Here is a 22,590-nt window from a genome sequence, read left to right on the forward strand (position 1 = left end):
GTGAACTTGTCTGAGCAATCCATGCCTGCCCCTCGTGTAGCGGTCGTCGTGTCCGACCGCACTTATCGCAACATCGCGAACGACGAACGCAAGGCATACCTCCTAGAGACTCCAGACTCGCTCGTTGTCCCCTATTCGGCTGACCCTGTCGCCCAGGCCGAGCGTGTGGTTGCCGTGAGGGAACAGCTTATTGATCGTGATCTCATGGCGACTGATCAGTTATTGGTTCGGAATCCATACGATCCAACTTCATACGAGTATGCGGACGATGCTTTAGAAACATTCGTCAAAGCGAAGTACTACCACCTAGCTTCTATTGCTGCACATCTTGGCGCGTCTTCCATCAAGTTTTTGAAGGTGGAAATTGAGCAGGATAAGTCGGACGCTGCTGGCGATCTCAAAGCGAATTTGAAGGTCACAAAGGCCGATGCTAAGTTCGCTCGTACGATCAAGAACCGGTTGGAAGGGCGATTTGAGGCTGCAACCGACCTCGCTGGCAAGCCTGTTGATGTCGAAGCGGCGCGGGCATTCATGCTGGAGCGACGCCTAGCGAACGACCCGGACGTGTTGGGCCTTATCGACCTCTGTGCAGCAGGTAACCCCGTACGGACTCACAGAGTGAAGATGAATGGTCTTCGCGAATCAACCCGAAGTCTTAAAGCGGGCCTCGAGCTGACGACGAATCTGGGTATGAAGCTTGGTGGCGGCGGTCTGTTTACACGGGCCGTTGAATCGATCAGTTCGATTGAGGTCACGACCGAGATCGTTTGGTTGAAGAATTAGGCCGAGCACGAAAATGCTGGAGCCAGTGGTCACGGCGTTGAGGCTGAACGCTTGACCAGGAACCTGGTAGAGCCGATGTGCGCGACGAATGATCTCGTAAAGCCATCTGGAGGCAACGCGGTCGCCACCAGCGTTGGGTAGAGACATCACAGCTGCTCACCCAACTGAATGAGCCAGTTCATCCACGTCACGCCACCGCCAGCGAGGACCGCGGCACCCAGCGCGACGAGGACCCCGGCGCGTGCCTTCGCGGCGGCCCCAGGGTTGCCAGTGGAGGTGGCGATGGCCCAGATGATTGCGCTGATGATGATCATGAGGACAGCAAAAATCAGGATGATCGTGAGCATCGCCCCGATGACAACCTTGAGATCGCCGATACCGCTCATGCTGCCGAAATCCGGAAACACATTCACGACAAGCCGCCCGTCATTGCCGAGCATCCGGCTCCTGCGGTGGCTTCCGGAAGGTTAGCGGCATCGTGATCGTTGAGCCACTTCGCCGCATCGACCGCCTCAGTATTCGTGCCACCCGGCCGGACTTCGAAGTGAAGGTGCGGACCGGTGGAGTGTCCAGACGAGCCGACCTCACCGATGTGTTGACCAGCGATGACGTGTTCTCCGACGGTGGCGTGGATGCCGTTCTCCCACATATGCGCGTAGGCGGTCGCGATGGTCTCGCCATCGATGCGGTGCTCAATCACGACGAGTCCGCCATAGCCGCCAGAGAACTCCGCGACTGTCACGACACCATCCGCTGCTGCGAGGATGGGTGTTCCGTCAGCGGCAGCAAGGTCGGTGCCCGAGTGGAAGGCCCTCTCTCCGGTGATGGGGTCAAAGCGGGGCCCGAAGTCACCAGTGAGCACCCAGGTACCTTCCGGCAACGGGAACACGACGTGCGAGGATCCGGCCACGGCGTCAGCCGGAGACGGGGCAGTCGTCGACGAGGTCGATGTGCCGCTCGTGAGGGTCGTGAGGATCATCTCGGCGACGGGCTTGTAGTTGTTGTACCGGTCAGGATAGGCAGACACCTCGACCGCCTGAGCGGCTTCGCCTTTACCCATGCTCTGCCATCCAGGAATGTCGAGAAGGCCGCGGGGCGAGGGATAGTTGGGGCCGGACGGTCCGCCAAAGAACGCAGCAGCTTGATACTCGGGGTCCATCAGCTCAGCTACGGATCCCCAGCCCGATTGTGGGCGCATTTGAAACAGGCCGAGCGAGTCGTGGTCGGACCCGTTTCCATCGTTCGGATAGCCCCCGGATTCCGGGTAGGTGCCCGTGTTCGCGAGCTGCCGCAGCGTCGACTCGGTGAGCGCAGCCATGAGCGCGATCTGGACGTCATCTCGGGTGACGCCCTCGATCCGTGAGCCCACGGTGATGATCGTTGCCGCGTGAGTCAGCTGCTGCTTGTTGAGCGTGAACGTCTCACCATTCGCTGTTGTCACCACGAGAGAGTTCGGCACGTTGCCCAAGGTGAGTCCTGACGAGGAGAGACACGCAATAACGGCGGGATTTATCACGAGGCCGACGGTGACGAGCCCTAGCGTTGGAGCCAAGAACATCAGGGCGACGACTGCGATCGCGAGCTTCTTCATCATGAGCTGGTCTTCCTAACGCAGCGGATTGTTCAGCTGTGAGAGCCGCAAGACGTAGCAACTGTCATCGGGCGGGCACGCGATGAAGACCGTGAACGCGACCTCTTGCTCAGCGCTGACTTGGTCCCCGTTCCAGAGACCGGAGCGATGGCGGATTCCCGCGATCGTGAATGCGGTGGCGCCTGCGGGGAGCTGGCCAGGGCGAGCCTGAGCGAGCGCGTTGGCCCAGGTATCCGGCACGTGCGCGGACGTGATTTCCAAGCGTTGGCTCGTCGCGTACTGTCGCAGCTGTGCCCACGCGCCCTGGGTGGGCAAGTATGTTGCAATGTCGGCTGCGAGCCCCGGCTGCTCGGTTCCGGTGGGGTCGGCGACATCGAGGATGACTTCGGCATAGTCCAGCGGCAGGAACCCACTGCCGGTGTCCCAGGTGAACAGCGCCGTCGCGACGCCGCGCGAGAAGGTCTCCGCATCGGTGCTGTGGGGGATAGCCGGAATCCGAGACGGCTGGACCGGTGACTCACGCGACGGTTGCGCTGCTGGTGCAGTGCTCGACGGTGACGGACCGATTGGAGCCGTGGTTTCGCGGGAGCCGATGATGATCCCGTAGACGCCAACACCTGTGACGAGGATCACCGCTATCAAAGCGGTGATGAAAGCGACTAGTGTGCGTCGTGAGCGGAGCGCGGTGGGGAGCTTCATATCGGGCAGGTGCGCAGCACCAGCCCGTCATCAGATCGCGCGAAGGTTGCCTCTTGATGCTGTTGAGTCGGAACCTGCATCCTCGGCATCGAGCGCACTTCGGAGTTGTTCGGCAAAGTGTGAAGTCGCGTCAACGACACGGAGGAACATCTCGACTTCTGCATCGCCGAGCTGGCGGACGAGGTCGTCGACCTCAAAGTGTCGCCACCACCCATCGAGTTCGTTCCACGTCACCACGAACGCCCGAACTGGCCAGGGCTCGTCGCTGTCGATAGCTGCCATTCTGGGTATCGGCGAGGTATGGCGCTTCTGATGCGGCATGCTCTTGATACGTGCCAGCGCGGCCTCCGCCAGCTGCGCCACGTCTTCGTCCGGTACGTCTGCCTGAGCCCCCAACACGAGCTGCCGTGCGCGTTCATAACTGGGATGCACGGGTGCGCCGGACCCAATGAGTTCAAGCTCGGCTGCGACGCCCGCTCGCACCGACTCTGTCTGGTTCTCATCGTCAGCGAGTTGCTGCAGGTAGTTGATCTTCTCCAGCGTGGTGTGTGACGCGCCATCCGGGATCATCGAGGCGGCCTGCGCCCGCGAATCTCCGAGCGACTCTGACGGTGCCGCAAAATTTGCGTCACCGTCAGTTCCCGGCTGGTTTTCGTGGCTGAACCGTGAAGCTTTCTGACGGCGAGCGGCATCCTCAGCCATCAGCGTCTTGATCTCCCGATAGAGCGCGGCACTCTCCAGCTGGGTGAGCGGCTTGTGCAGCACGTTGTCGTCCTGCTCGGCAAGGAGGTGCGCGAGATCCCCCGAGATGCCGGACCGCACCCAGACCTTGACGTGCTGCCATCCGAGCTGCTTGATCGCCGCCAATCGTCGCGCTCCGCAGACCAGGATCCCATCAGGGGTGACTGTGATCGGCTGCAGCAGACCATCGCGCTCGATCGACGCGGAGAGCAATCCGAGGTCGCCGAACCCAGTGCGGTGACGGCGTCCGACCTGGATCGAGTCGACGGCCCGGTCCAGCTCGATATGACCGTCACGTGCACTCATCGCGTGCTCCCGTAAATGGGCGTCGACATCGCCACAACCATTACCAGGTCGTCGTCACTGAGAAGCGTCGGGAGTGTCTCGCCGACGAGCAGGCGGAGCAGGATACCGCGACCGGTGCTCGTCGCTCGATAAGCAGGATGGGGATGCCCAAGCAGCACGTGCAGAAGCGACGACCAGGAGTCGGCGGGCAAGTCGAGAAGCGCTCTCGCGTGCTTGTCTCGGCGCAGCAGCTCGTACGCACTTTGCCGAGATCCGATCCGTGCCACCGCGCTGCACACATGCTCGATCGCGGCCCGCGCGGTGTCTTCGGGCCACCCCAAGGTCGTGAACAGTGTGATCGCGCGGTCGATCGCGCGCCGAGCTGCGTCGGTGTCGCGCGCAGCGTCGGGGTTCGCGTCTTCGATAATGGGATACCGATCGATGACGTGGAACGCTGGGTGATAGTCGGCCAGTGGATTTTCACGGTCGGCAAAACGCTCGGGGTCGTGAAACGCAGATACCTGCGGGCGACGTGCTTGATGCGTCGCGCAGAGCAAGCCCTGCCCGCGTTCCTCGGCGATGCAGGTGACTTGGACGCCACGGGTGACCACAGCCCAAGGATCGATGGCCTCGCGAGCGGATCGAGTTCTCATCACGTCGAATGCTGCCGATGCGGCCTCCCACGGATCCAGGCCATGCTTGCGAGCCAATGCGGCATACTTCTCCGCGGCGAATGCTGCGAGTTCAGCAGCGACGCGATCGTGCTTCCACGCGTGGGCACCCGTGTCGTGCAGTCGATGCAGTAAGGCGCGAAGCCCCTCGCTCGTCGTATAGTCCTCGCGTGGCTGCGGCGCCGGGCTGTTGTTATCGGTCATGGTGTGGGCACCTCCTGGCAAGCAGGTGCGCGCCCGCTCCCCAGCGGGGTCCTGGATGTCAGCGAAGTGCCCATGAGATGCCGTGCCCGACGATCAGGGGGTCCCGATCGCGCCGCGCTCGGCCCCTCGTCGGGAGCTGCCATGTCCGAACGCGGACAACGGCGGGAGGTGCCGGGCTCGCTCCGCGATGCCGCGGGCGCTGGTCGCGGTCGCCTGGTACGTGCGACGTCGAAGCTCGGCCTGGAAATTGATCCCTGCCCCGGCAACGCGCGAACCACCGCGCACCATCAGATCAGTCGGACGCACCCACTCGACTCCACGACCGCGGTAGAAAGCGGGGTCGATTCCAGCGCTACGACTATGACCTTGAACGCTCGCTGCCTCAACTGCTTTCGGAGCGCTCGTCGTCCTCACGGAATTCTCACTGGCAGCGACAGCGGCGCCGTCCTTTTCTTCTTCGCTCATTTCAATCCCTCCTTGTGCGGCGTTGCGAATGCGGGCACATTGCGCTCCTGATCGAGCGGGTTGTTTGCGAACCAGCGGCCCACAGTCGAAGGGTGCACACTCAGCTCACGCGCGATCCTCTTGTTCGACCACCCGTCCGCGCGCAAAGCCATCGCAGAATCCTGGGGCGTGGTCTGCGTCATGGTCTTGCGAGCAGCTTCGGGTCGCTCGGGAATACGGATGAGGAGCACTGTGAGGTGAGTGATCGCCAGCAAGACCAGCGGTGGAACCGCCGCCACCGCCGCGGCGAGAAAGCTCGGCACATCGGCATCCGCCGCGACAACCGCGTGAATCGAATTGGCTGTCACCGACACGGCCGCGGCGCCAGCCAGCAGAGTCCAGGGGTACCAGGCGGCTCGGGCTCCGGCCAGCGCGACGACGGCGACGGTCGATACGACGATGACGCCGTCGACAATGAGCGGCCACGCCCACGCTTGCCCGGCACCAATCCCTGAACGGGCGGCAAGGTCCGCAAGCGAGGTGAATGACAGCCAGAAAGCTCCCGCGGCAATGAAGACGGTGCCCGCGACGGCCGTCATGACAGCCCATCGTCGCGCGTTGAAATCACTCATGCCAGTGCCCGTGGGTGTGACGCGGGCGGTGGGCGATCACACGACGTTTTTGTGTTGGCGCGTATCGATCGCTGCGGAGATGCACCCTGCACTGCCCGGTATGCAGACCGGACGGTAGTCGCGGCTTCTCGCTGGCTGAGACCGGCCTGTTCGGCGGCAGTGCTGAGGGCGTCGAGCGCCTCGCTGTTCGGCACCATCTGCTCTGCCATCTTGCACGCGGCCCAGAAGAGCCCATGGTTGCGTTCGCCTTCTTGGAGTCGCGCAACCCAATCGGCCAGCCGTTGCACGTCAACTGGCTGTTGCGCCGACCGCGGACTTCGACGTGCCTCGTTACGTTGCGGCGGATCGAGATAGTCGTGGAGCTGCTGCGAGTCGAGAGGACGACCTGGTCCACCAGCCAACTGGAGGATCTCGTATCGGTGCGTCAACCCGGCGAGGGTGCGCTCAGACGGTGGGACGATGACATAGCCTCCGTCGCCACGAAAGTCGATTCCGGTCCGCGCGGATTGCCATGAGCGCTGCTCGCTATTCCTGTCTGCTGGGAAGAAGAGGTGCAGCCCGCCGGACGGAGTCCTGACGGCGGCTTCCCAACCTTCAAGCAGCCCGGCACGCTGGGCACCATCGAGTGCGTCGTAACCGTTGACGGAGCTGTGCACGTCGACGTCCACCACGACGAGGCCCGTGGCAGCGCCAGTCGGCATCCCGATATTTGCTGACGGCATCGCGGCCCACCAGCGATGAACCGACTCGGGCTCGCTGCTGGCCGAAAGGAACCCTCCCGCAACGGCGGGGCGCTTCCCGCCCGCGGTGCAGGGAAACACGGGGACGCCGGATGCTGCGAACGCGAGCGCGCTCTGACGGAGGGAGACCCCGCGACCAATGTGATCGAGCGTCGTCACGAATGCTTCCGGCGCATTCATCGCAGCCCTCGCACGTCGGCCAACGCCACCTGTTGTGACGCCGCGGTGGCCGTGGTTGAGGGTGAGGCGCCCGTGCGTTCGACTGCCTTGGAGCCTTGACGAGGCGAGTCCCGCTCAAGCCCCGGAGGTGTGCCGTCACCGGTCATTTGCGTGTCGAGCTGATCGAGAATCTTCATCGCCGTCGCACGGACTCGCTCGCCCGTTGCCCGAACGACCTTCGACGGTTCATCCCCATCGACTTGAGCCGCCCACGTCGAGACATAGGGAATCGTGTAGCCGGTGGTGTTCATGCCGTGCGCCGCGCCCACCATGAGCGCTACCGACTCGGCCTCGACTTCACCAATACCTCGGTGCTGACGTGCATCTCCCTGGTCGGGGCCGTGCATGAGGACATGTGCGAGCTCGTGAGCCAGCGTCTTCACCTGGGCGGCCGGGTCCATGTCATCGCGGACGCTCACGGTTTTCTCCCCGTAGTTGGTCACGCCGTTCGCACCATAGATCGCGCCTGCATTGGCCACAGCGTGCAGCTGGAATCCGGCTGCTTCGATCTGCCGAGTGATTCCAGCTCTGAGGCCCGAAGGAGCCTCACCCCGCAGCAGTTTCGGCGTAGGCGGTGCCGGGATCGGATCGCCCGAGGTCTGTGCGGCATCCCAGACATACGCGGGACGGACGCCGACCATCTTCGACCGAACTTGCTCGCCGGGGCGAGGCTTCTCGTTTCGGTTGAGTCGTCGCCATGAGGTCTGGTCCGATGGGGTCGGCGAGGCGAAGCGGCCCGTAACCGGAGCAAGGATTTGGTAACCCGGCTGGCCCTTCTCCACCTGATGCCCGAGCTGCTGCCACTGTTTGTACCCGGCCACGTACGACGGCATCGGATCGGGCACCAGGCCTGCCTCATGCGCGGCGGTGTGCTGCATCCAGATCAGAAGCGCGTTGTTGAACGACCGGCTTCGGAACTGGGCAGCGAAGGCAAGTGCCTTGGCCCAGTCTTCGCCAGACACCAGCTGATCGACAGCCTCGGTCAGCTTCTCGTGCAACTCATCGAGCTTCGCTTCGCGCGCTTCGCGGCGATCGTCAATCGAAGTCATCGGTCGGCCTCCTCTCAGGCATGCCACGTCGTGGAAACGTGTGGCGATGCACCTGTGAGGTGAGCGGGGATGCCCAAGTCGCGGTGACGCGGAACGGCATACTCGCCGGGATGTCATGAGCGTGCTGTGATTACGCGCGACTGGGTGAACGAGCATCATCGCCCCGAATCTGGGCATGGCCCACCTCTCTTTGAGCAGCGGTACCTTCACGCCGAATCAACAAGGTTGAGCATGCTCAAACGGCTTAGGCCTTCCGTTCTAACATGGCAATTGAGCATGCGCAACCCTTGATTTGTGCATGCTCAACGGCTATATTGAGCATGCGCAACACCCCGCCGGGGTGACCGTCGCCGATACCTACCCGTCCCGAACGGAAGGGGTCAGCACCAATGACCGAGAATGAGAGCAAAGCCGCCGCTGCGGATCTCGCGAAACGCCTGCGGCTGCTGCTTGACGTTGCGATCACCGAGTCTGGTGTCGAACCCACGTATTCGCAGATCGCCGCCTACCTAGGCGAACGCGGCACTAACCTGTCGAGATCGCGGTGGACCTACATGGTGAACGGCCATCGGTACGTGCAAGACCCCGAGGTATTCGAAGGGCTGGCATCGTTCTTCGATGTCGACGCTGACTTCCTTGTCGGTTCTGACGGGGCCGAAGTCCCGGCGCGAGTAAGTGCACAGCTTGATCTTGTGCGCTCAATGCGGGCGGCGAAGGTCAAGTCCTACGCAGCCCGCACCCTTGGAGATATTTCGCCGAAAGCTCTCCAAGCCATCAGCAGATTCCTAGACGAAGAAATGGCACACACAATCGAGCAGTGACGGTGCCCCCGGTGCGGAGCAACGCCGGTAGATGCTCTCGAAGGAGGGTGAGCAGAGCATGAGTATCGAAATGACCGTGTCTACGGCTGTCGCGGATCTTGCTCTGGGCGGAGCCTTCACCTTCGACGCCTTGTTCGACGCTGTGCGGCAGCGCAGACAACGGAAGCTGCGCGTCGTTGAGCTTGCCGAGCTTGGCGACCACGATGGCATCTGCGCCGTCTGGCTGACTACCGATACTGAGGATCTGATCCTTCATGCCCACAGCGACTCGGTTCTGCACCGCCAACAGTTCGTTCTGCATGAGTTCGCTCACATGATTCTCGGGCACTGCGACGGCGACGAGTGCTCCGAGGTGGATGCCCTGCTGCCCGATATCCCACCGCACACTCGCGGACGTTTGCTCAGGCGCCAGGACCTCGACACAGGCACTGAGATCGCTGCAGAGTCATTGGCCGACCGACTCGCGGCAGGCATCCGCGGTTCGGCCTTCGCGGAGTCTCGCTACTCGGAGATATTCGCATGATCCAGACGCTCGTCGCGGCACTCATGTGGCTGCTGGTGGCGAGCCTGCTCATCCTGCGGCGCGGGCGCACAGACCGCAGTATCACGTACTCTGCGCTCACCATCGCTATCGCAATGACACTCAACGTCGATGCGATCTACGTCGTCGTCGATCGAGTCCTTGGCGCAACCAACCTGGCCACGCTGCTCTCAGATGGCCTCCTGATGATCGGCCTCTTCTTCCTCGGCCGGGCAGCAATGAAAGCGGGGGAGTATCGCCCTCGGTTGGTGCGCGCAGCCGTTGGTCGCTCCGCACTGTTCATCGCACTCTTTGGCGCCTCAGTGACCTTCACTCTCATCGATCGAGGGCCAACGACGGTCAACTTCATGATCGATCTCGGCGCCCAACCGTGGGCAGCGACGTATTCGATCATCGCCTTCACATATTGCGGGATCGTCGTTGCCGCGATGCTCGCGCTGGCGACGCGCCAGTTCCGGCTTGGTGATGGCATTCAGCGCATTCCGCCAGCGCTGCTGTTCATTGGCTCCGCTTCGGGCGTCGCACTCTGCGTGGTGGTGATCGTTATGGACGTTGCGCACATCTCAGGCAACCTCGAACTCATGAACGCGGTCGGCGCAACGTATGGGCCGCTATCTCTACTCGCGTTTGTCTTTCTGTGCGCCGGATTCGTAGGGCAACCAATGGTCCGATACGTGCGGGATCGCGCCCGACGCGCGCAGACAGCTGAGATGGTGAGAGATCTGGAGCCGCTCTGGCGTCGAGCAACACTCGTGCGGCCGGGACTCAGCGGCACGAACTCGCTCGGGTCGAGCCTGGATGACCCAGAGGTACGCCTCCACCGCGAGATCGTCGAGATCCGTGACGCCATGATCGATCCACGCGTCTCTTTCGAAGTCACTGGACCCGATCGTGCATTGCTGGAGCGAGCCGAGGCTCACCTCTTGGGGGCTGATGCGCGCGGCGCACTTGAGTCTGTGCCTGGTCGCCCTGCACGCGAACGAGGACAGGTATGAGACGGATCATCGCTGCGGGCGCGGCGCTGCTTACCGCGGGAGGTCTGAGTCTCGGGTGGACAATCGCCCGGAGGCTGACCGCACCGGTAGGCCCAAGGAACTTCGACCTGACCATCCGCGACGTGGAGGTTGATGGAGATCGGCGACTGCTGGTCCTCGACCGCACACGCCAGACTGCCGCGCGCGGTGCCTACAACCTGTGGTTCGAGACGGGCGAATGGGTGCGAATATCCGACGAAGTGCTCGACCGAGGCTCTGACCAGATCGCCCGGGTTGTGACGGATGCGGCAAACGATCTCCTACCTTCCGCTGGAGACCGCTTCTCATGGAGCGGGATCTACTTCGCAAACCCAGCCGATGCGGGCCTCAGCGCCAGGGAGATCCCGATCAACACACCTGCTGGCGCAGCTTCGGCATGGCTCATTGAGGGAGAAGAGGACCGCGCGACCTGGGCTATCCACATCCATGGTCTGGGGAGCAGTCGGGCCGGAACGTTGCGCGGTGCGCAGATAGCCGCGGAGATGGGCTTCACATCGCTCGTCATCAGCTATCGCAACGACGGCGAGGGGCCCCGGTTCGGTACCGGGCGCTCAATGCTTGGCTTCACGGAGACCGAGGATACCGAAGCCGCGGTGGACTACGCGATCCAGAATGGCGCACAGCGGATTGTGCTTTTTGGTTGGTCGATGGGTGCCGCGATCGCGCTACGAGTTGCCAGCCGCATGCGAGATCCCGGGGTGGTCGCGGGGCTGGTCCTGGATTCTCCGGTTCTCGACTGGGCCGAGGTGATCAAAGCGAACTGCGCGCGCAGCGGTTTGCCCGCAGCCGCAGGCTATCTCGCCACCCCGTGGTTGATGCTTGGCTGGCTCGCTCGCATGGTCGGGCTGCCGGGTTCCATCCCGCTCAGGGAGTTTGATTGGGTGCGGCGCGCCGAAGAACTCACCGTGCCCATGCTGATCCTTCACAGCGCCAGGGATGACTCAGCTCCTATCAACGTCTCGGAAGCACTTCGCGATCGACGTCCTGACCTTGTCCAACTGGAATCTTTTGACGCAGGGCACACGCTTGCATGGAACTCCGACCGGACGCGCTGGCGTTCTGCCGTCAGCTCCTGGTTGTCGGATCTCATGACCGCCTGACTGGCGCCGAGTCCGAACAATCGGAGTCGATGGTCCGATCACACCCGGAAAAACCCTACTCAACCCGCTGTCACTCCGATATCATCGGGAAGGTCGGCCTGCGCAGGTCGAGACGGAGGAGAGATGTGACCGAGCCATGGATGTCTGCCGACGACATTGCCACCCATCTTGGCGTCACCAAGGACACCGTCTACACCTGGATCGCCGAGAAGGGGATGCCCGCCCACAAGATTGGGCGGCTCTGGAAGTTCCAGGCGAGCGAAGTCGACGACTGGGTGCGCCGAGGAGGTGCAGCTGCTCCGGATGAGGCAGTGCGCAGGTGACCGCTCCGAACCAGTTGCGCTGAACCACCGACCACCAGTGTCGGTGGTTCCTCATATCCTGATCCACTGCCCAAATCCCGGAAGGAGGCCCCAATGATGATCAGTACCGAGTCGCACGAACGTTACGCGCTATCGTTCACCAGCGGTGGCCTCTTGGTGCGCGAGGCAGACGTGATCGTCGCTGTGTATCTGCGGACGCGTGACTGGATGGCGGTGCGGCAGACAGCGACTGAGCAGAATCTGTTGCAGGCGCGTACGACTTCGTCGAGCCTTCGCGTGACGAGGGAGACAATTCAGCGGCTCGGCGTGCTCGACGACGCGGAACTCGAACTCCTCGCAGAGTCGAGTCTTACCGAGCGCTGCCACCTCATGTGGGCGGCTGCATGCCGTCGTTACGACCTGATTGGCGATTTCGCGGAAGAGGTCATTCGCGAGCGGTTCCTGCTGATGACGCCGACTCTCGGCGCCGACGACTTCGAGCGATTCATGGCGGGCAAGATCTTGTGGCACACCGAGCTTGACGAGTTGAAACCCTCGACGCGCGCCAAGCTCCGACAAAACGCGTTCCGGATGCTTCACGAAGCGGGGCTGCTCGGTGAGCACGGCGACATCATCCCCGCTGTGCTCTCGCAGCGCATCCACGAAACCCTTGCCACACGTAGCCCGAGTGACATCCGTTTCTTCCCGACCACTCTGCCAGTAGAGGTGCAGCGATGAGCACGACCGAGCGAAGCCTCACCAGCGATGAAAGGCATGTCTACGACGTGCTGCGTAGTCATCGGTTCTTGAAGATGGAAGGCCTCTCCAAAGAGGTGCCGTTCTTCATCTACCATTTCCCGCCTGCATGGGCACTCGGCGCCGAAGAGATGCGGGAACGGGTGACCAATAAACTCCGCAGCGACGACGGACTGAGTGTTGTTAAGGTCAATCTCTATGACCTCGCCATTCGGCTTCTGGAAGAGCGCGGCGTGTGGCAGCGCATCTTGTCGCTAGAGCCAGAGACAGACAAGTCCGAGTTCCGTGAAATGTTGCAGGGGATGCTGGATCCACACGACCACATCGCCCCCGCGATCCGTGAACTCCTGACTGAAACCCCTAGCGACATTGTGTTTCTGACCGGGATTGGTGAAGTTTTCCCGTTCATCCGCACGCACACGGTTCTGGAGAACCTCCAGAGTGTCGTGGTGGGCAGGCCAATGCTCGCCTGGTTCCCGGGAACGTACGAGTTCACCCAGGCGCGAGGCCACCAGTTGCGCGCGCTCGATCTCAGCGCAAGCGACAGCTACTACCGGGCCAAGGACATTTTGGAGCAGGAAGCGTAACGATGACACAGATCAACGAAATCTTCGCCAAGCCGATCAGCCGGGAGATCGAAGGTGTCATCAAAGCAGACGACATCTCGCAGCTGGCCACAGAGGTTGAGGAGTACGTCCTCACAAACGAAGCGGCCAAGGGCCTCGAACACGTGCTGGAGGCGTACACGAACTACTCGAACGCCAACGGCGTCTGGATCTCGGGCTTCTTCGGATCGGGTAAATCGCACTTGCTGAAGATGCTCGCGCATCTGCTCGGCGACATCGACGGTCACGGCTACCCGCGCGCCAAGGTCTCCGAGGTTTTCCGTTCCAAGGCCGATGGCGCCTTCCTTCCTGCGCTGATCGAGAAGGCAGACCGCATCGCCGCGAAGAGCCTGCTGTTCAACATCGACCAGAAAGCCACCCTGATCTCAAAAGATCAAAACGACGCCCTTCTCAAGGTGTTTGTGAAGATTTTCGACGAGTCACGCGGCTTCTACGGAAACCAAGGCCACATCGCTCGGTTCGAGCGCGACCTCGACGCCCGCGGCCAGTACAACGCCTTCAAAGTTGCTTTCGAACGGATCGCCGGGATCCCGTGGGCGCAAGGACGCGAACAGGCCGCTCTCGAAGCGAAGCACATCGATGACGCCTTCGCCGAGGTCAACGGGTCTGAGAGTCCTGGCATCATCCGCCAGTACAGCACCAACTATTCGGTCTCGATCGAAGACTTCGCTGATGAGGTTGCGGCCTGGCTCGACCAGCAGCCCGACGGGTTCCGCCTGAACTTCTTCGTTGACGAGGTTGGCCAGTTCATCGGCACTAACAGCCAGTTGATGTTGAACCTCCAGACCATCGCCGAATCTCTGGCCACCAAGTGTCAAGGGCGAGCGTGGATCGTCGTCACCTCGCAGGAAGACATGGAGAAGGTCGGCGGTGACCGCACAAAATCACAGGCGAACGACTTCTCTAAGATTCAGGCCCGTTTCAAGAACCGGCTCAAGCTCACCAGCCAAGACGTAGAAGAGGTCATCCGCAAACGCCTGCTCGACAAGAGTGATGCTGCTAGAGCCGACGTCGCCGCGCTCTACGAGAGTGAGCACGCGAACTTCAAGACCCTCTTCGACTTCGTCGAGGGTCGCCACTACCCGAACTACCGCGACGAGAGTCACTTCGTCGGTACCTACCCGTTCGTGAGCTACCAGTTCCCCCTTTTCCAATCGGCGATTGAGGGCATTAGCGATCACAACATTTTCGAGGGTCGCAACAGCTCGGTTGGTGAGCGATCCATGTTAGGCGTTGTTCAGGAAGTCGCCCGGGCGCTGGCCGATAAACCGCTTGGGCAGCTGGCGTCGTTCGACCAAATGTTTGAAGGAATCCGTGCCTCGCTGAAGGCCGCAAGCCATCGCGCAATCATGGATGCGGAACGCAGCTCATCGCTCCCGCCACTCGCGGTGCGCCTGCTCAAGGCTCTCTTCCTCGTCAAGTATGTGGACACGTTCAAGGCCACTCCGCGTAACCTCACCGTGCTGGTGTACGAGCGATTTGGTACCGGCCTCAACCAGCTGGGTAAAGACGTCAACGAAGCCCTCGCGGCGCTGGAAGCGCAGACCTACATCCAGCGAAACGGCGACATCTACGACTACCTGACCAACGAAGAACAGAAGATCGAGCAGGAAATTAAGAACGTCGACATCGACAGTTCTGAAGTCTCCAAAAAGCTCTCGGACCTGCTCACCGGTTCGGTCATCAAGACCACCAAGGTCGTCTACGGCAAGAATGGTCAGAACTTCCCGGTCGGTTTCAAGCTCGACGGGCAGGCAATGAGTAAGCAGTACGAGCTCTCGCTGCACTTCACCAGCCCCGAGATGGGGTTCAGTCTGGAGCAGATAAAGGCCCATAGCGCAGGTCTCGATGAACTCCGTGTCGTGCTCCCTGCCGAGGCTGATCGGATCCTCGCCGACTTGCGGCTGCTGCTGAAGACTGAAAAGTACGTCAAGCGTGCGCAGGGCTCAAGCCGCACAACAATCGAGCAGGCCATCCTGCAGACCAAGGGCACGCAGAATGCGGAGCGGGAGAAGGAGATCGTCGAGCGCCTCCGCACCGCGGTCGGACGCTCGACTCTGGTTCATAACGCGGGCGTTCTCGACGTGAACTCGACCGACGCCGTCACTCGGATCAACGATGGCTTCCAAAAGGTGATCGCCGCTACCTATACCAACCTCACTTTGCTGGGTGGTAAGACCTTCGGTGAGCAGCAGCTCTCGACCTTCGTGAACCCGCCTGAGGGAGGGCTGTTCGAGGAGGCGGCCAGCATGCTGGACGTGCCGGGCGACGATGTCCTCGCGCATCTGGAAATGAGCGGCAAACGCCACGTGCAAGTCACGATGAAACACCTCATTGAGAAGTACACGATGAAGCCGTATGGCTGGGACCAATGGTCAGTCGCCGCGGTCGTCGGCTACCTCGCGGGTGAGTCGAGGATTGAGATCCAGCTCAACGGCAAGGTGCTGGCGCGTACTGAGATCACTTCGGCGCTGCGCAACACACAAAGCTACCCGAACATGGTCATCGCCCCTCAGCGGGTATTTGACCCGAAGACCGTGAGCGCGTTCCGGAGGTTCGTTATTGAGTTCACCGACGATGGTGTGATTTCGAAGGATCCACTCGAGCTCGCTCGGGTTGGAAAGGAGCACCTTGCGGCGAAACTTGCTGAGCTGAAGGCGCTGCGCAGTGGCGCCGGGTATCCATTCATCAGCCAGCTCGATGAGCCGGTCCGGTTGCTCACCGAGCTGTGCAGTAACAAAGACGATTGGTTCGTGACCGACTTCACCGGAGCCGACGACCTCCTTGATGCCAAGGACAACGCTATCGATCCGATCAAGGCGTTCCTCAATGGCGCACAGCGCGGCATCTATGACAACGCCGCAGCATTCATGCGGGCGAACCATTCCAACCTCGCTTATCTGCCGGGCGGCGCGACGGATGACATCGAGGCGGCGCTTGAAGACCCGCAGATTTTCCGAGGCAATAGAACAACCCAGCTCGGTGCCGCCATCAAGCAGATCGAGGAACAACTCGGCGAAGTGATCGGCGTGCAACGTGCGGCAGCGGACGACGAGATCAAAGCCCGGTGGGATCAAGTACCCGCCAGCAAGGCATACGGCGACGCTACCGAAGCTGCGCAAAAGTCAGTCACTCACAAGGCTCAGGCGGTGCTCGACCGAGTCCGGCACGAGACGCAGATCCCCGGGATCAGGAACCTCGCCTCACAGTTCGCGGACACGATCTATCCGGAGATCCTTGACGAGCTGGACGCCGCACGGCCGGTCTTGGTGACCGAGCCAACGCCGACCGGCGCTGTCCCGAATCCCGAGCGGGTGTCGTCGCCCGCCCCGGTCAAGCAGGCCATCTCTATCAAGAAGCTTGTCCTGCCGGGAGCGGGACAGGTGCTCGAAACTGAGGCCGATGTCGACGGCTATCTTGACCAGCTCCGCACGACCCTGCTGGCGACCATTCATGACAACAAGCGAATCACGCTTTAGGACGGCCGGAACATGGACACCAAACCTCTGGAGCACTTCGCCACGCAGGCACGCCGTGACCTTCTTGCCGCGGTTGACGCACGGGCGACTGCGGTGCTTAGCCCTGGATCCGTCGCCCGCAGCGAGCGTGCCGAAGCCGTGAAGAGGCTCGAATTCGAGATCGCTGCGCACGGTCGCCCGCACGTGATCGACAAGGTCGCCTACACCTGGTTCAACCGCATCATTGCGCTGCGGTTCATGGATGCTCGCGGTTACACCGACGCCGGTGTCGTCTCACCCGCGTTGGGCCAGGCGCACGGCCAGCCAGAGATTCTCGCCGACGCCAAGCGCGGCAACCTCGATACCGATGTCGTAGGCAACAAGTACGCCACCGACGCGATCAATGGTCTGCTTGACGGTACTCGACGTAGCAGCGATCCCGAGGGTGAGGCGTACGCGCTTCTGCTCACTGAATACTGCCGGCACTGGCACAAGTCGATGCCATTCATGTTCGAGCGAGAGGGTGACTATACGGAGCTGCTCGTGCCGACTGGCCTGCTTGCTGACGGATCGATTCTTTCCCGCGCTCGCGAAGTACTCACAGAAGAAGTCTGCGACGACGTCGAAATAATTGGCTGGCTATACCAATTCTATATATCCGAACGGAAACAAGAGATATTTGACAGCCGGGCGAAGCGTGGCGCAGCTGACATCCCCGCGGCGACTCAACTCTTTACCCCACACTGGATTGTCCGCTACCTCGTCGAGAATTCACTAGGCCGAATTTGGATGCTCAACCGCCCGACATCGCGCGTCGTCGACCGGATGGACTACTACATCGTACCCGTCGAGGAAGAGACTGACTTCCTGACGATCACTGGCCCCGAAGAACTGACGGTGATCGATCCTGCCTGCGGCTCAGGCCACATGCTCACCTATGCTTTCGACCTGCTCTACGCAATCTATGAGGAAGAGGGATACGCGCCTTCCGAGATCCCGGGTCTGATCCTCACTCACAATCTCTATGGCACAGAGATCGATCCGCGCGCAGGAGCGCTTGCAGCATTCGCGCTCACGATGAAGGCCCGGGCTAAGCAACGCACGTTCTTGACCAAACAGGTGGAACCGAAGATCCGCGTGATCGAACCGATCTCGTTTGACCCCGAAGAGCTTGATTTCCTCGCTACCAAAGGAGGAGACCGCAATGTGGAAGAAGCCTTTTGGAACCAGTTTGAGCATGCAGACACGCTGGGTTCGTTGATTCAGCCTGACCCGGGTGTGACTGCCCGTCTCGCTGCGCACCTGCAGACCTTCGCAGATGACGGCGACATCCTGCACGGTCGAACTATTGAACACGCTCGGATCGCAGTGGCACAAGCCTCAGCGCTGGCTCGCAAGTATTCAATCGCGGTAGCGAACCCTCCCTATATGAGTAGTGCGACGATGGACGCGCGGCTGACGGATTTTTCCTGCGTTGACTATCCCAGGTCGAAGGCGGACCTCTTCGCGATGTTCATCGAACGCAGCCTCAGCCTTGTCGTGTCGCGCGGCCTCTGCGCGATGGTGACCATGCAATCCTGGATGTTCCTTGCCTCCTTTGAGACGCTTCGACGACACATACTTGACTGGGCGCCCGTGCAGAGCATGCTGCATCTAGGAACGGGGGCATTCGACACGATTAGCGGGGCAGTTGTCTCCACGTCCGCATTCGTCCTCCAGCGCGAAGCGTCGGCAGACGTTACTAGCGTATTTGTAAATCTAACGAACGGTCGCTCTGAGGCTGAGAAGCGTGCTCAACTGCGTGGCGCGATCGAACAAGGCGAGAACGTCTTTAACGTGCGCCCGCAAGAATTCTTGGTTGTTCCGCGATCGCCGATCACGTACTCCCTCAACGAGCGGGCGGTTTTCGGCCGCCCCAGCATAGGTTCCGTCATGGCATCTGGTGGTCGTCTGAAGACACATGGAAACGCAAAGTACGTGCGCTACCACTGGGAGATCGATTCGTCAGCTGCACGTTGGCGTCCTTTTCATAATGGTGGCGGGCAAGCCGCCTACTATGGCAACGACGAGGAGGTCGTGGACTGGAGCGCTGCTGCCGTGGCTGAATATGAGCGACACGGCGGGCTTCCAAAAGCGGCTACTTTCGACTCACCCGGCGTTACTTGGTCAATGGTGGGTGCAGTCGAAAACTCGTTCCGGCTGCGGAATGCCAGCGATCTGTTTAGTTCGGCCAGCCCGACTCTTGTTGCTTCTTCCGCGAAGCTTGCGCTCGCGTATTGTGCGGCGCTAAACACACCGACAATGGCCGCGTTGCTCTGGGCGATCAATCCCACAATCAATAACTATGTAGCGGACGTCGTCGCGCTTCCGCAGCTAGAACAGAAATCCCTCGACACGCTGTATAAAATTGGCGAGGCAGGACTTGAGAACGCGCGCGACCGATCTTCTCGATCCGAAACAAGTCGTATGTTTTTGGACTTTGGAAAGCCCGTCCATGGGCTAACGCTTCAAGCATGGATTAAGGGCGAGACCGAATCTCTAGAAGCGACCCTCGTGAGCGAGGGAGCGCTCCGCTCCGAGGCTGAGTATGTAGTGGCATCTGATTTTGGAGTGACGCCCCGGTCCGTATTCGTTGAGGATGGGGTGCCCGATGGATATATCTCTGAACGGATACGCGGTGTCGTGTCAGTTGCTGTGGGAAGCATGTTTGGCCGTTTCAGTCCCGACGAGCCAGGGCCGATCCTCACCACTCAGGGGGCTACGCTCCAGGACTACCTTGCGAAGGTTCCCTCGCCGTCGTTCCTCCCAGATGCCGACAACGTGATCCCGTTTGTCGATGATGGCTGGTTCGAAGACGACGTCGCCGAGCGGTTCCGCGAGTTCCTGCGCATAGCGTTTGGGGCAGAGCACTTCGAAGAGAACCTACGCTTCGTGGAGGAGTCGCTGGGCGTGAGAGCGCTGCGCGACTACTTCATCACGAAGTCGGGCAAGTCGAAGTTCTACGACGACCACGTGCAGCGGTACAAGAAGCGTCCGATCTATTGGATGTTCTCTAGCCCGAAGGGCTCATTCAATGCGCTGATATACATGCATCGGTACAATCCTTCGACTGTCTCAACAGTGCTGAACGAGTATCTGCGTGAGTACACGGCCAAGCTGGAAGTTGCGCTCGCCAATGCTGAGCAGTCCGCTACGAATGAGGTTTCGGCTAAGGCGCAGAAGGAAGCTGATCGTCTTCGCAAGGTACTGGCTGAACTTCGTGACTACGACCATGACGTGCTGTACCCGCTGGCGACCCAGCAGATCGTGATCGACCTCGATGACGGAGTGAAGGCGAACTACCCCAAGTTCTATCCGGCACTGAAGAAGATCTCCGGTCTGGAGGCGCCAGAGTGAGCAAGGCGTCTTCGATCCGCGGTCACCTCGCCGCGCGTTTTGCACAACATCGGTTGGTCATATGGCATGACCGCGACGGCAACTACGCCACCGAGGTCGACGCTCAGGTGCCGACCGAGGTAACGGTGCTACGAGTTGAGAATGATGAGTTCGGGATCAAGTGTCGTGTGCTGCGTGACGAGCCCAGCACGAGGTTCCTGCTGTACCGGGCTGGTCCCGTACCCGTGGGACCCGGGAACTGGCTACTTGATCTCGAACTCGCATACGGCGTCTTCACCGCAGACCGCGGTGCGCTCATGCAAGCTGACCTCGGCCTCACCTCGCATGGCTCAGATGAACTGATTGCTGAATATGAGAAGTTTTTCGGCGACGCGAAGTTGGTTGCGAAGTTTAAGCTACTGCTGCGCCCCGATGACGATCTCGCTACGGTTCGGGCCAAGATGTGCGCGGCGGTGCTTGGGCAAAAGGAGCACAGCTTCTCCGAGCTGACTCGCACACTGCTGGTACAGCACGCCGCGGATCACACCTCGGGCTATGAGGCGCTCGTCAGGCAAGGTCTCGCCGACTTCCATTGGGGTGGTGCCGCGAAGATTTATGGCTACGACTCCGGCTCGCCGAGCGTGGCCGGGTTCGTGTTGTGGATGTTCAAGCAAGCCCGCGACGGGTTCGCGGCCACAACATCGAATGCGGCTCGGAACATTGAGATTGACTTCCGCAGCTTTCGTGACTCGATGCGTAGCGCGGAGGCCCTCAAAACGCTCGCGCGCCAGGCGGAGACCGACCTCGACTACGCCGAGCAGGCCGCGGGGGCATCGCTCTCTGAACTCGTACCCATCGACGTCTTCGATGCGAGCGAGAAAGAGATTATCCGGCACCTGATCGAAGGAATTGGGTCTCAGACGATCGCGTCGCGTGACATCGCTGAGACGATCCGAACTCGTCGTCGTGACAGCGTCTGGTTTGACGACTACGCCACGCTGTACGCGGCGCTTGGCGCGGCGGCCGATTTGATCCCAGCGATTCGCTCTGCTCGTCTCGATGTGTCTAACTTCGACAACGGGATCAGCCGCTACCGCGACGACCTTTTCCGGATCGACCAGCTTTACCGGCAGTACACGGTCGCATCACAGACTGCCGAGTTCAAGCAACCGTTGGAAGCGCTGAACGAGCAGGTTGAGAACGCGTACGTGACCGACTTCCTCTCCAAACTGGGGATCAGCTGGCAGGAACAGGTTGACCAGATCGAGAAGTGGAAGACTCTCGGCTTCACTTCGCAGAGTTCTTTCTACGATCACTACATTGCTCCGGTCGTGCGAGGTGGCCGAAAGAAGGCCGTTGTCATCATCTCCGACGCGATGCGTTACGAGGTCGCTGAGGAGCTTGCGTCCACGATTCGCGGTGAGAACAAGTACGAGGCGAAGATCGAGGCCATGCTCGGCGTGTTGCCCAGCTACACGCAGCTCGGAATGGCCGCGTTGCTCCCACACGAGACACTTGCGCACTCCGAAGGCGGCGACCCAGTGCTCGTCGATGGCAAACCCTCGAACGGCACGTTGAACCGCTCGAAGATCCTCGCCACCGTTGGCGGTACAGCGATTCAGGCCACGGACTTCCTCAAGATGAAGCCCGCTGAGCGGCGCGATCTCTATGCGGCGCATCAGGTGCTGTACGTTTACCACGACACCATCGACGCGACCGGCGACAAGGCGGTCTCGGAGCACCGCACATTCAAAGCAGCGGCCGATGCGATCGACGAACTCGTCGACATCGTCAAGAAGCTTGCGAGCGCGAACGCGACGAACATCTTCGTCACCGCAGACCACGGTTTCCTATACCAGGAGTCGACGCTGGCGCCGCAGTTCAACCTGACAGTGAAGCCTCAAGGCGACAAGCTCGTGGTCGAGAACCGCCGGTACGTTCTGGGCCGTGGGTTGAAAGATGACGACGCATTCCGCCTGTTCATGCCCGAGCAGCTCGGGCTGTCGAGCGATTTGGAGGTGCAGATCCCGAACTCGATCTGCCGGATCGTCAAACCGGGCGCGGGGTTCCAGTTCGTTCACGGCGGCGCGTCTCTCCAGGAGATCGTGGTGCCCGTCATCTCGATAAACAAGGGCCGCTCAGACACCGTGGAGTCGATCAACGTGGATATCCACCCGGAGTCCGACAAGATCACCACCGGCCAGATCGTAGTCAAGCTCTACCAGCAGAGCGCGGTCACCGATCAGCGCACAGCGCGGAAGCTCCGCGCAGGCCTTTATTTCGGCGAGCAACTGATCTCGAACGAGCCTGAGCTGCTGTTCGACGCCGAGAGCCTCGAAGGGCGCGACCGCTTCCAGAGCATCCGGCTACTGCTGAGCAAGGACGCCGATGCGGCAAACAACCAAAGCGTGGAATTCCGTCTCTCCGAGCCGATCGGTGACACCGGCGAGTGGAAGAAGTACAAGAGCGTCCCGTACACGCTCAAGCGCTCCTTCACCACGGATTTCGACTTCTAAGGA

At 61.1% G+C, this 22,590-nt stretch carries 19 protein-coding genes; 11 read left to right on the forward strand and 8 right to left on the reverse strand.

Annotated features, from left to right (window positions below):
• Positions 1 to 783, forward strand: coding sequence for a hypothetical protein (locus ACX1DX_RS03345; RefSeq protein ID WP_459397650.1), 783 nt, complete (start codon positions 1 to 3; stop codon positions 781 to 783).
• A gap of 146 nt (positions 784 to 929) precedes the next feature.
• Here the strand turns inward: ACX1DX_RS03345 and ACX1DX_RS03350 are convergent, their stop codons facing one another.
• The 8 genes from ACX1DX_RS03350 to ACX1DX_RS03385 form a co-directional block, all read right to left on the reverse strand.
• Positions 930 to 1,223, reverse strand: coding sequence for a DUF6112 family protein (locus ACX1DX_RS03350; protein WP_459397651.1), 294 nt, complete (start codon positions 1,221 to 1,223; stop codon positions 930 to 932).
• Entirely contained in the window at positions 1,193 to 2,377 is a 1,185-nt protein-coding gene (locus ACX1DX_RS03355; protein WP_459397652.1) for a M23 family metallopeptidase, read from the reverse strand. The genes ACX1DX_RS03350 and ACX1DX_RS03355 overlap by 31 nt, the downstream gene beginning before the upstream one ends.
• 12 nt (positions 2,378 to 2,389) lie before the next feature.
• Entirely contained in the window at positions 2,390 to 3,073 is a 684-nt protein-coding gene (locus tag ACX1DX_RS03360; protein WP_459397653.1) for a hypothetical protein, read from the reverse strand.
• 30 nt (positions 3,074 to 3,103) lie between these two features.
• Positions 3,104 to 4,120 carry a ParB N-terminal domain-containing protein gene (locus tag ACX1DX_RS03365; RefSeq protein WP_459397654.1) on the reverse strand — a complete coding sequence of 339 codons (1,017 nt, stop codon included), beginning with the start codon at positions 4,118 to 4,120 and terminating at the stop codon, positions 3,104 to 3,106.
• Positions 4,117 to 4,974, reverse strand: a complete 858-nt coding sequence (locus ACX1DX_RS03370; RefSeq protein WP_459397655.1) for a hypothetical protein — start codon at positions 4,972 to 4,974, stop codon at positions 4,117 to 4,119. Before ACX1DX_RS03370 ends, ACX1DX_RS03365 begins: the two co-directional genes overlap by 4 nt.
• Positions 4,975 to 5,435: 461 nt before the next feature.
• Complete coding sequence (locus tag ACX1DX_RS03375; RefSeq protein WP_459397656.1) at positions 5,436 to 6,050, reverse strand: DUF2637 domain-containing protein; 615 nt, start codon at positions 6,048 to 6,050, stop codon at positions 5,436 to 5,438.
• Complete coding sequence (locus ACX1DX_RS03380) at positions 6,047 to 6,949, reverse strand: bifunctional DNA primase/polymerase (RefSeq protein ID WP_459397657.1); 903 nt, start codon at positions 6,947 to 6,949, stop codon at positions 6,047 to 6,049. Before ACX1DX_RS03380 ends, ACX1DX_RS03375 begins: the two co-directional genes overlap by 4 nt.
• A 17-nt stretch (positions 6,950 to 6,966) precedes the next feature.
• Entirely contained in the window at positions 6,967 to 8,058 is a 1,092-nt protein-coding gene (locus ACX1DX_RS03385) for an ArdC-like ssDNA-binding domain-containing protein (RefSeq protein ID WP_459397658.1), read from the reverse strand.
• A gap of 389 nt (positions 8,059 to 8,447) precedes the next feature.
• Between ACX1DX_RS03385 and ACX1DX_RS03390 the strand changes: the two genes are divergently transcribed.
• The 10 genes from ACX1DX_RS03390 to pglZ all read left to right on the forward strand — a co-directional run bounded on the left by ACX1DX_RS03390 (position 8,448) and on the right by pglZ (position 22,587).
• Positions 8,448 to 8,879 (forward strand): hypothetical protein, encoded by a 432-nt coding sequence (locus tag ACX1DX_RS03390; RefSeq protein WP_459397659.1) that lies wholly within the window; start codon positions 8,448 to 8,450, stop codon positions 8,877 to 8,879.
• 58 nt (positions 8,880 to 8,937) lie between these two features.
• Positions 8,938 to 9,402 (forward strand): hypothetical protein, encoded by a 465-nt coding sequence (locus ACX1DX_RS03395; RefSeq protein ID WP_459397660.1) that lies wholly within the window; start codon positions 8,938 to 8,940, stop codon positions 9,400 to 9,402.
• On the forward strand, positions 9,399 to 10,415 hold the full coding sequence (locus ACX1DX_RS03400; protein ID WP_459397661.1) for a DUF6545 domain-containing protein: 1,017 nt from the start codon (positions 9,399 to 9,401) through the stop codon (positions 10,413 to 10,415). The genes ACX1DX_RS03395 and ACX1DX_RS03400 overlap by 4 nt, the downstream gene beginning before the upstream one ends.
• A complete protein-coding gene (locus tag ACX1DX_RS03405; protein ID WP_459397662.1) occupies positions 10,412 to 11,554 on the forward strand; it encodes an alpha/beta hydrolase in 1,143 nt (380 codons plus the stop codon). Before ACX1DX_RS03400 ends, ACX1DX_RS03405 begins: the two co-directional genes overlap by 4 nt.
• A 125-nt stretch (positions 11,555 to 11,679) precedes the next feature.
• Complete coding sequence (locus ACX1DX_RS03410; RefSeq protein WP_459397663.1) at positions 11,680 to 11,877, forward strand: helix-turn-helix domain-containing protein; 198 nt, start codon at positions 11,680 to 11,682, stop codon at positions 11,875 to 11,877.
• 93 nt (positions 11,878 to 11,970) lie between these two features.
• Positions 11,971 to 12,594, forward strand: a complete 624-nt coding sequence (locus ACX1DX_RS03415) for a DUF1819 family protein (RefSeq protein WP_459397664.1) — start codon at positions 11,971 to 11,973, stop codon at positions 12,592 to 12,594.
• The gene (locus ACX1DX_RS03420) at positions 12,591 to 13,199 is read left to right on the forward strand and encodes a DUF1788 domain-containing protein (RefSeq protein ID WP_459397665.1); all 609 of its coding nucleotides are present in this window, start codon (positions 12,591 to 12,593) and stop codon (positions 13,197 to 13,199) included. Before ACX1DX_RS03415 ends, ACX1DX_RS03420 begins: the two co-directional genes overlap by 4 nt.
• Before the next feature lie 2 nt (positions 13,200 to 13,201).
• Positions 13,202 to 16,717 carry a BREX system P-loop protein BrxC gene (brxC, locus tag ACX1DX_RS03425; protein WP_459397666.1) on the forward strand — a complete coding sequence of 1,172 codons (3,516 nt, stop codon included), beginning with the start codon at positions 13,202 to 13,204 and terminating at the stop codon, positions 16,715 to 16,717.
• Positions 16,718 to 16,729: 12 nt separating this feature from the next.
• On the forward strand, positions 16,730 to 20,092 hold the full coding sequence (gene pglX, locus ACX1DX_RS03430) for a BREX-1 system adenine-specific DNA-methyltransferase PglX (protein WP_459397667.1): 3,363 nt from the start codon (positions 16,730 to 16,732) through the stop codon (positions 20,090 to 20,092).
• Complete coding sequence (gene pglZ / locus ACX1DX_RS03435) at positions 20,089 to 22,587, forward strand: BREX-1 system phosphatase PglZ type A (RefSeq protein ID WP_459397668.1); 2,499 nt, start codon at positions 20,089 to 20,091, stop codon at positions 22,585 to 22,587. Before pglX ends, pglZ begins: the two co-directional genes overlap by 4 nt.
• Positions 22,588 to 22,590: the final 3 nt, after the last annotated feature.

The organism is Tessaracoccus zhenghani, assembly GCF_054552775.1.

What these genes read in the sequence shown, in the direction of transcription:
- ACX1DX_RS03350 (WP_459397651.1), bottom strand. Translation starts at nt 1,223, where the DNA reads ATGCTCGGCAATGACGGGCGGCTTGTCGTGAATGTGTTTCCGGATTTC.
- ACX1DX_RS03355 (WP_459397652.1), bottom strand. Translation starts at nt 2,377, where the DNA reads ATGATGAAGAAGCTCGCGATCGCAGTCGTCGCCCTGATGTTCTTGGCT.
- ACX1DX_RS03360 (WP_459397653.1), bottom strand. Translation starts at nt 3,073, where the DNA reads ATGAAGCTCCCCACCGCGCTCCGCTCACGACGCACACTAGTCGCTTTC.
- ACX1DX_RS03365 (WP_459397654.1), bottom strand. Translation starts at nt 4,120, where the DNA reads ATGAGTGCACGTGACGGTCATATCGAGCTGGACCGGGCCGTCGACTCG.
- ACX1DX_RS03370 (WP_459397655.1), bottom strand. Translation starts at nt 4,974, where the DNA reads ATGACCGATAACAACAGCCCGGCGCCGCAGCCACGCGAGGACTATACG.
- ACX1DX_RS03375 (WP_459397656.1), bottom strand. Translation starts at nt 6,050, where the DNA reads ATGAGTGATTTCAACGCGCGACGATGGGCTGTCATGACGGCCGTCGCG.
- ACX1DX_RS03385 (WP_459397658.1), bottom strand. Translation starts at nt 8,058, where the DNA reads ATGACTTCGATTGACGATCGCCGCGAAGCGCGCGAAGCGAAGCTCGAT.
- ACX1DX_RS03390 (WP_459397659.1), top strand. Translation starts at nt 8,448, where the DNA reads ATGACCGAGAATGAGAGCAAAGCCGCCGCTGCGGATCTCGCGAAACGC.
- ACX1DX_RS03395 (WP_459397660.1), top strand. Translation starts at nt 8,938, where the DNA reads ATGAGTATCGAAATGACCGTGTCTACGGCTGTCGCGGATCTTGCTCTG.
- ACX1DX_RS03400 (WP_459397661.1), top strand. Translation starts at nt 9,399, where the DNA reads ATGATCCAGACGCTCGTCGCGGCACTCATGTGGCTGCTGGTGGCGAGC.
- ACX1DX_RS03405 (WP_459397662.1), top strand. Translation starts at nt 10,412, where the DNA reads ATGAGACGGATCATCGCTGCGGGCGCGGCGCTGCTTACCGCGGGAGGT.
- ACX1DX_RS03415 (WP_459397664.1), top strand. Translation starts at nt 11,971, where the DNA reads ATGATGATCAGTACCGAGTCGCACGAACGTTACGCGCTATCGTTCACC.
- ACX1DX_RS03420 (WP_459397665.1), top strand. Translation starts at nt 12,591, where the DNA reads ATGAGCACGACCGAGCGAAGCCTCACCAGCGATGAAAGGCATGTCTAC.
- brxC (WP_459397666.1), top strand. Translation starts at nt 13,202, where the DNA reads ATGACACAGATCAACGAAATCTTCGCCAAGCCGATCAGCCGGGAGATC.
- pglX (WP_459397667.1), top strand. Translation starts at nt 16,730, where the DNA reads ATGGACACCAAACCTCTGGAGCACTTCGCCACGCAGGCACGCCGTGAC.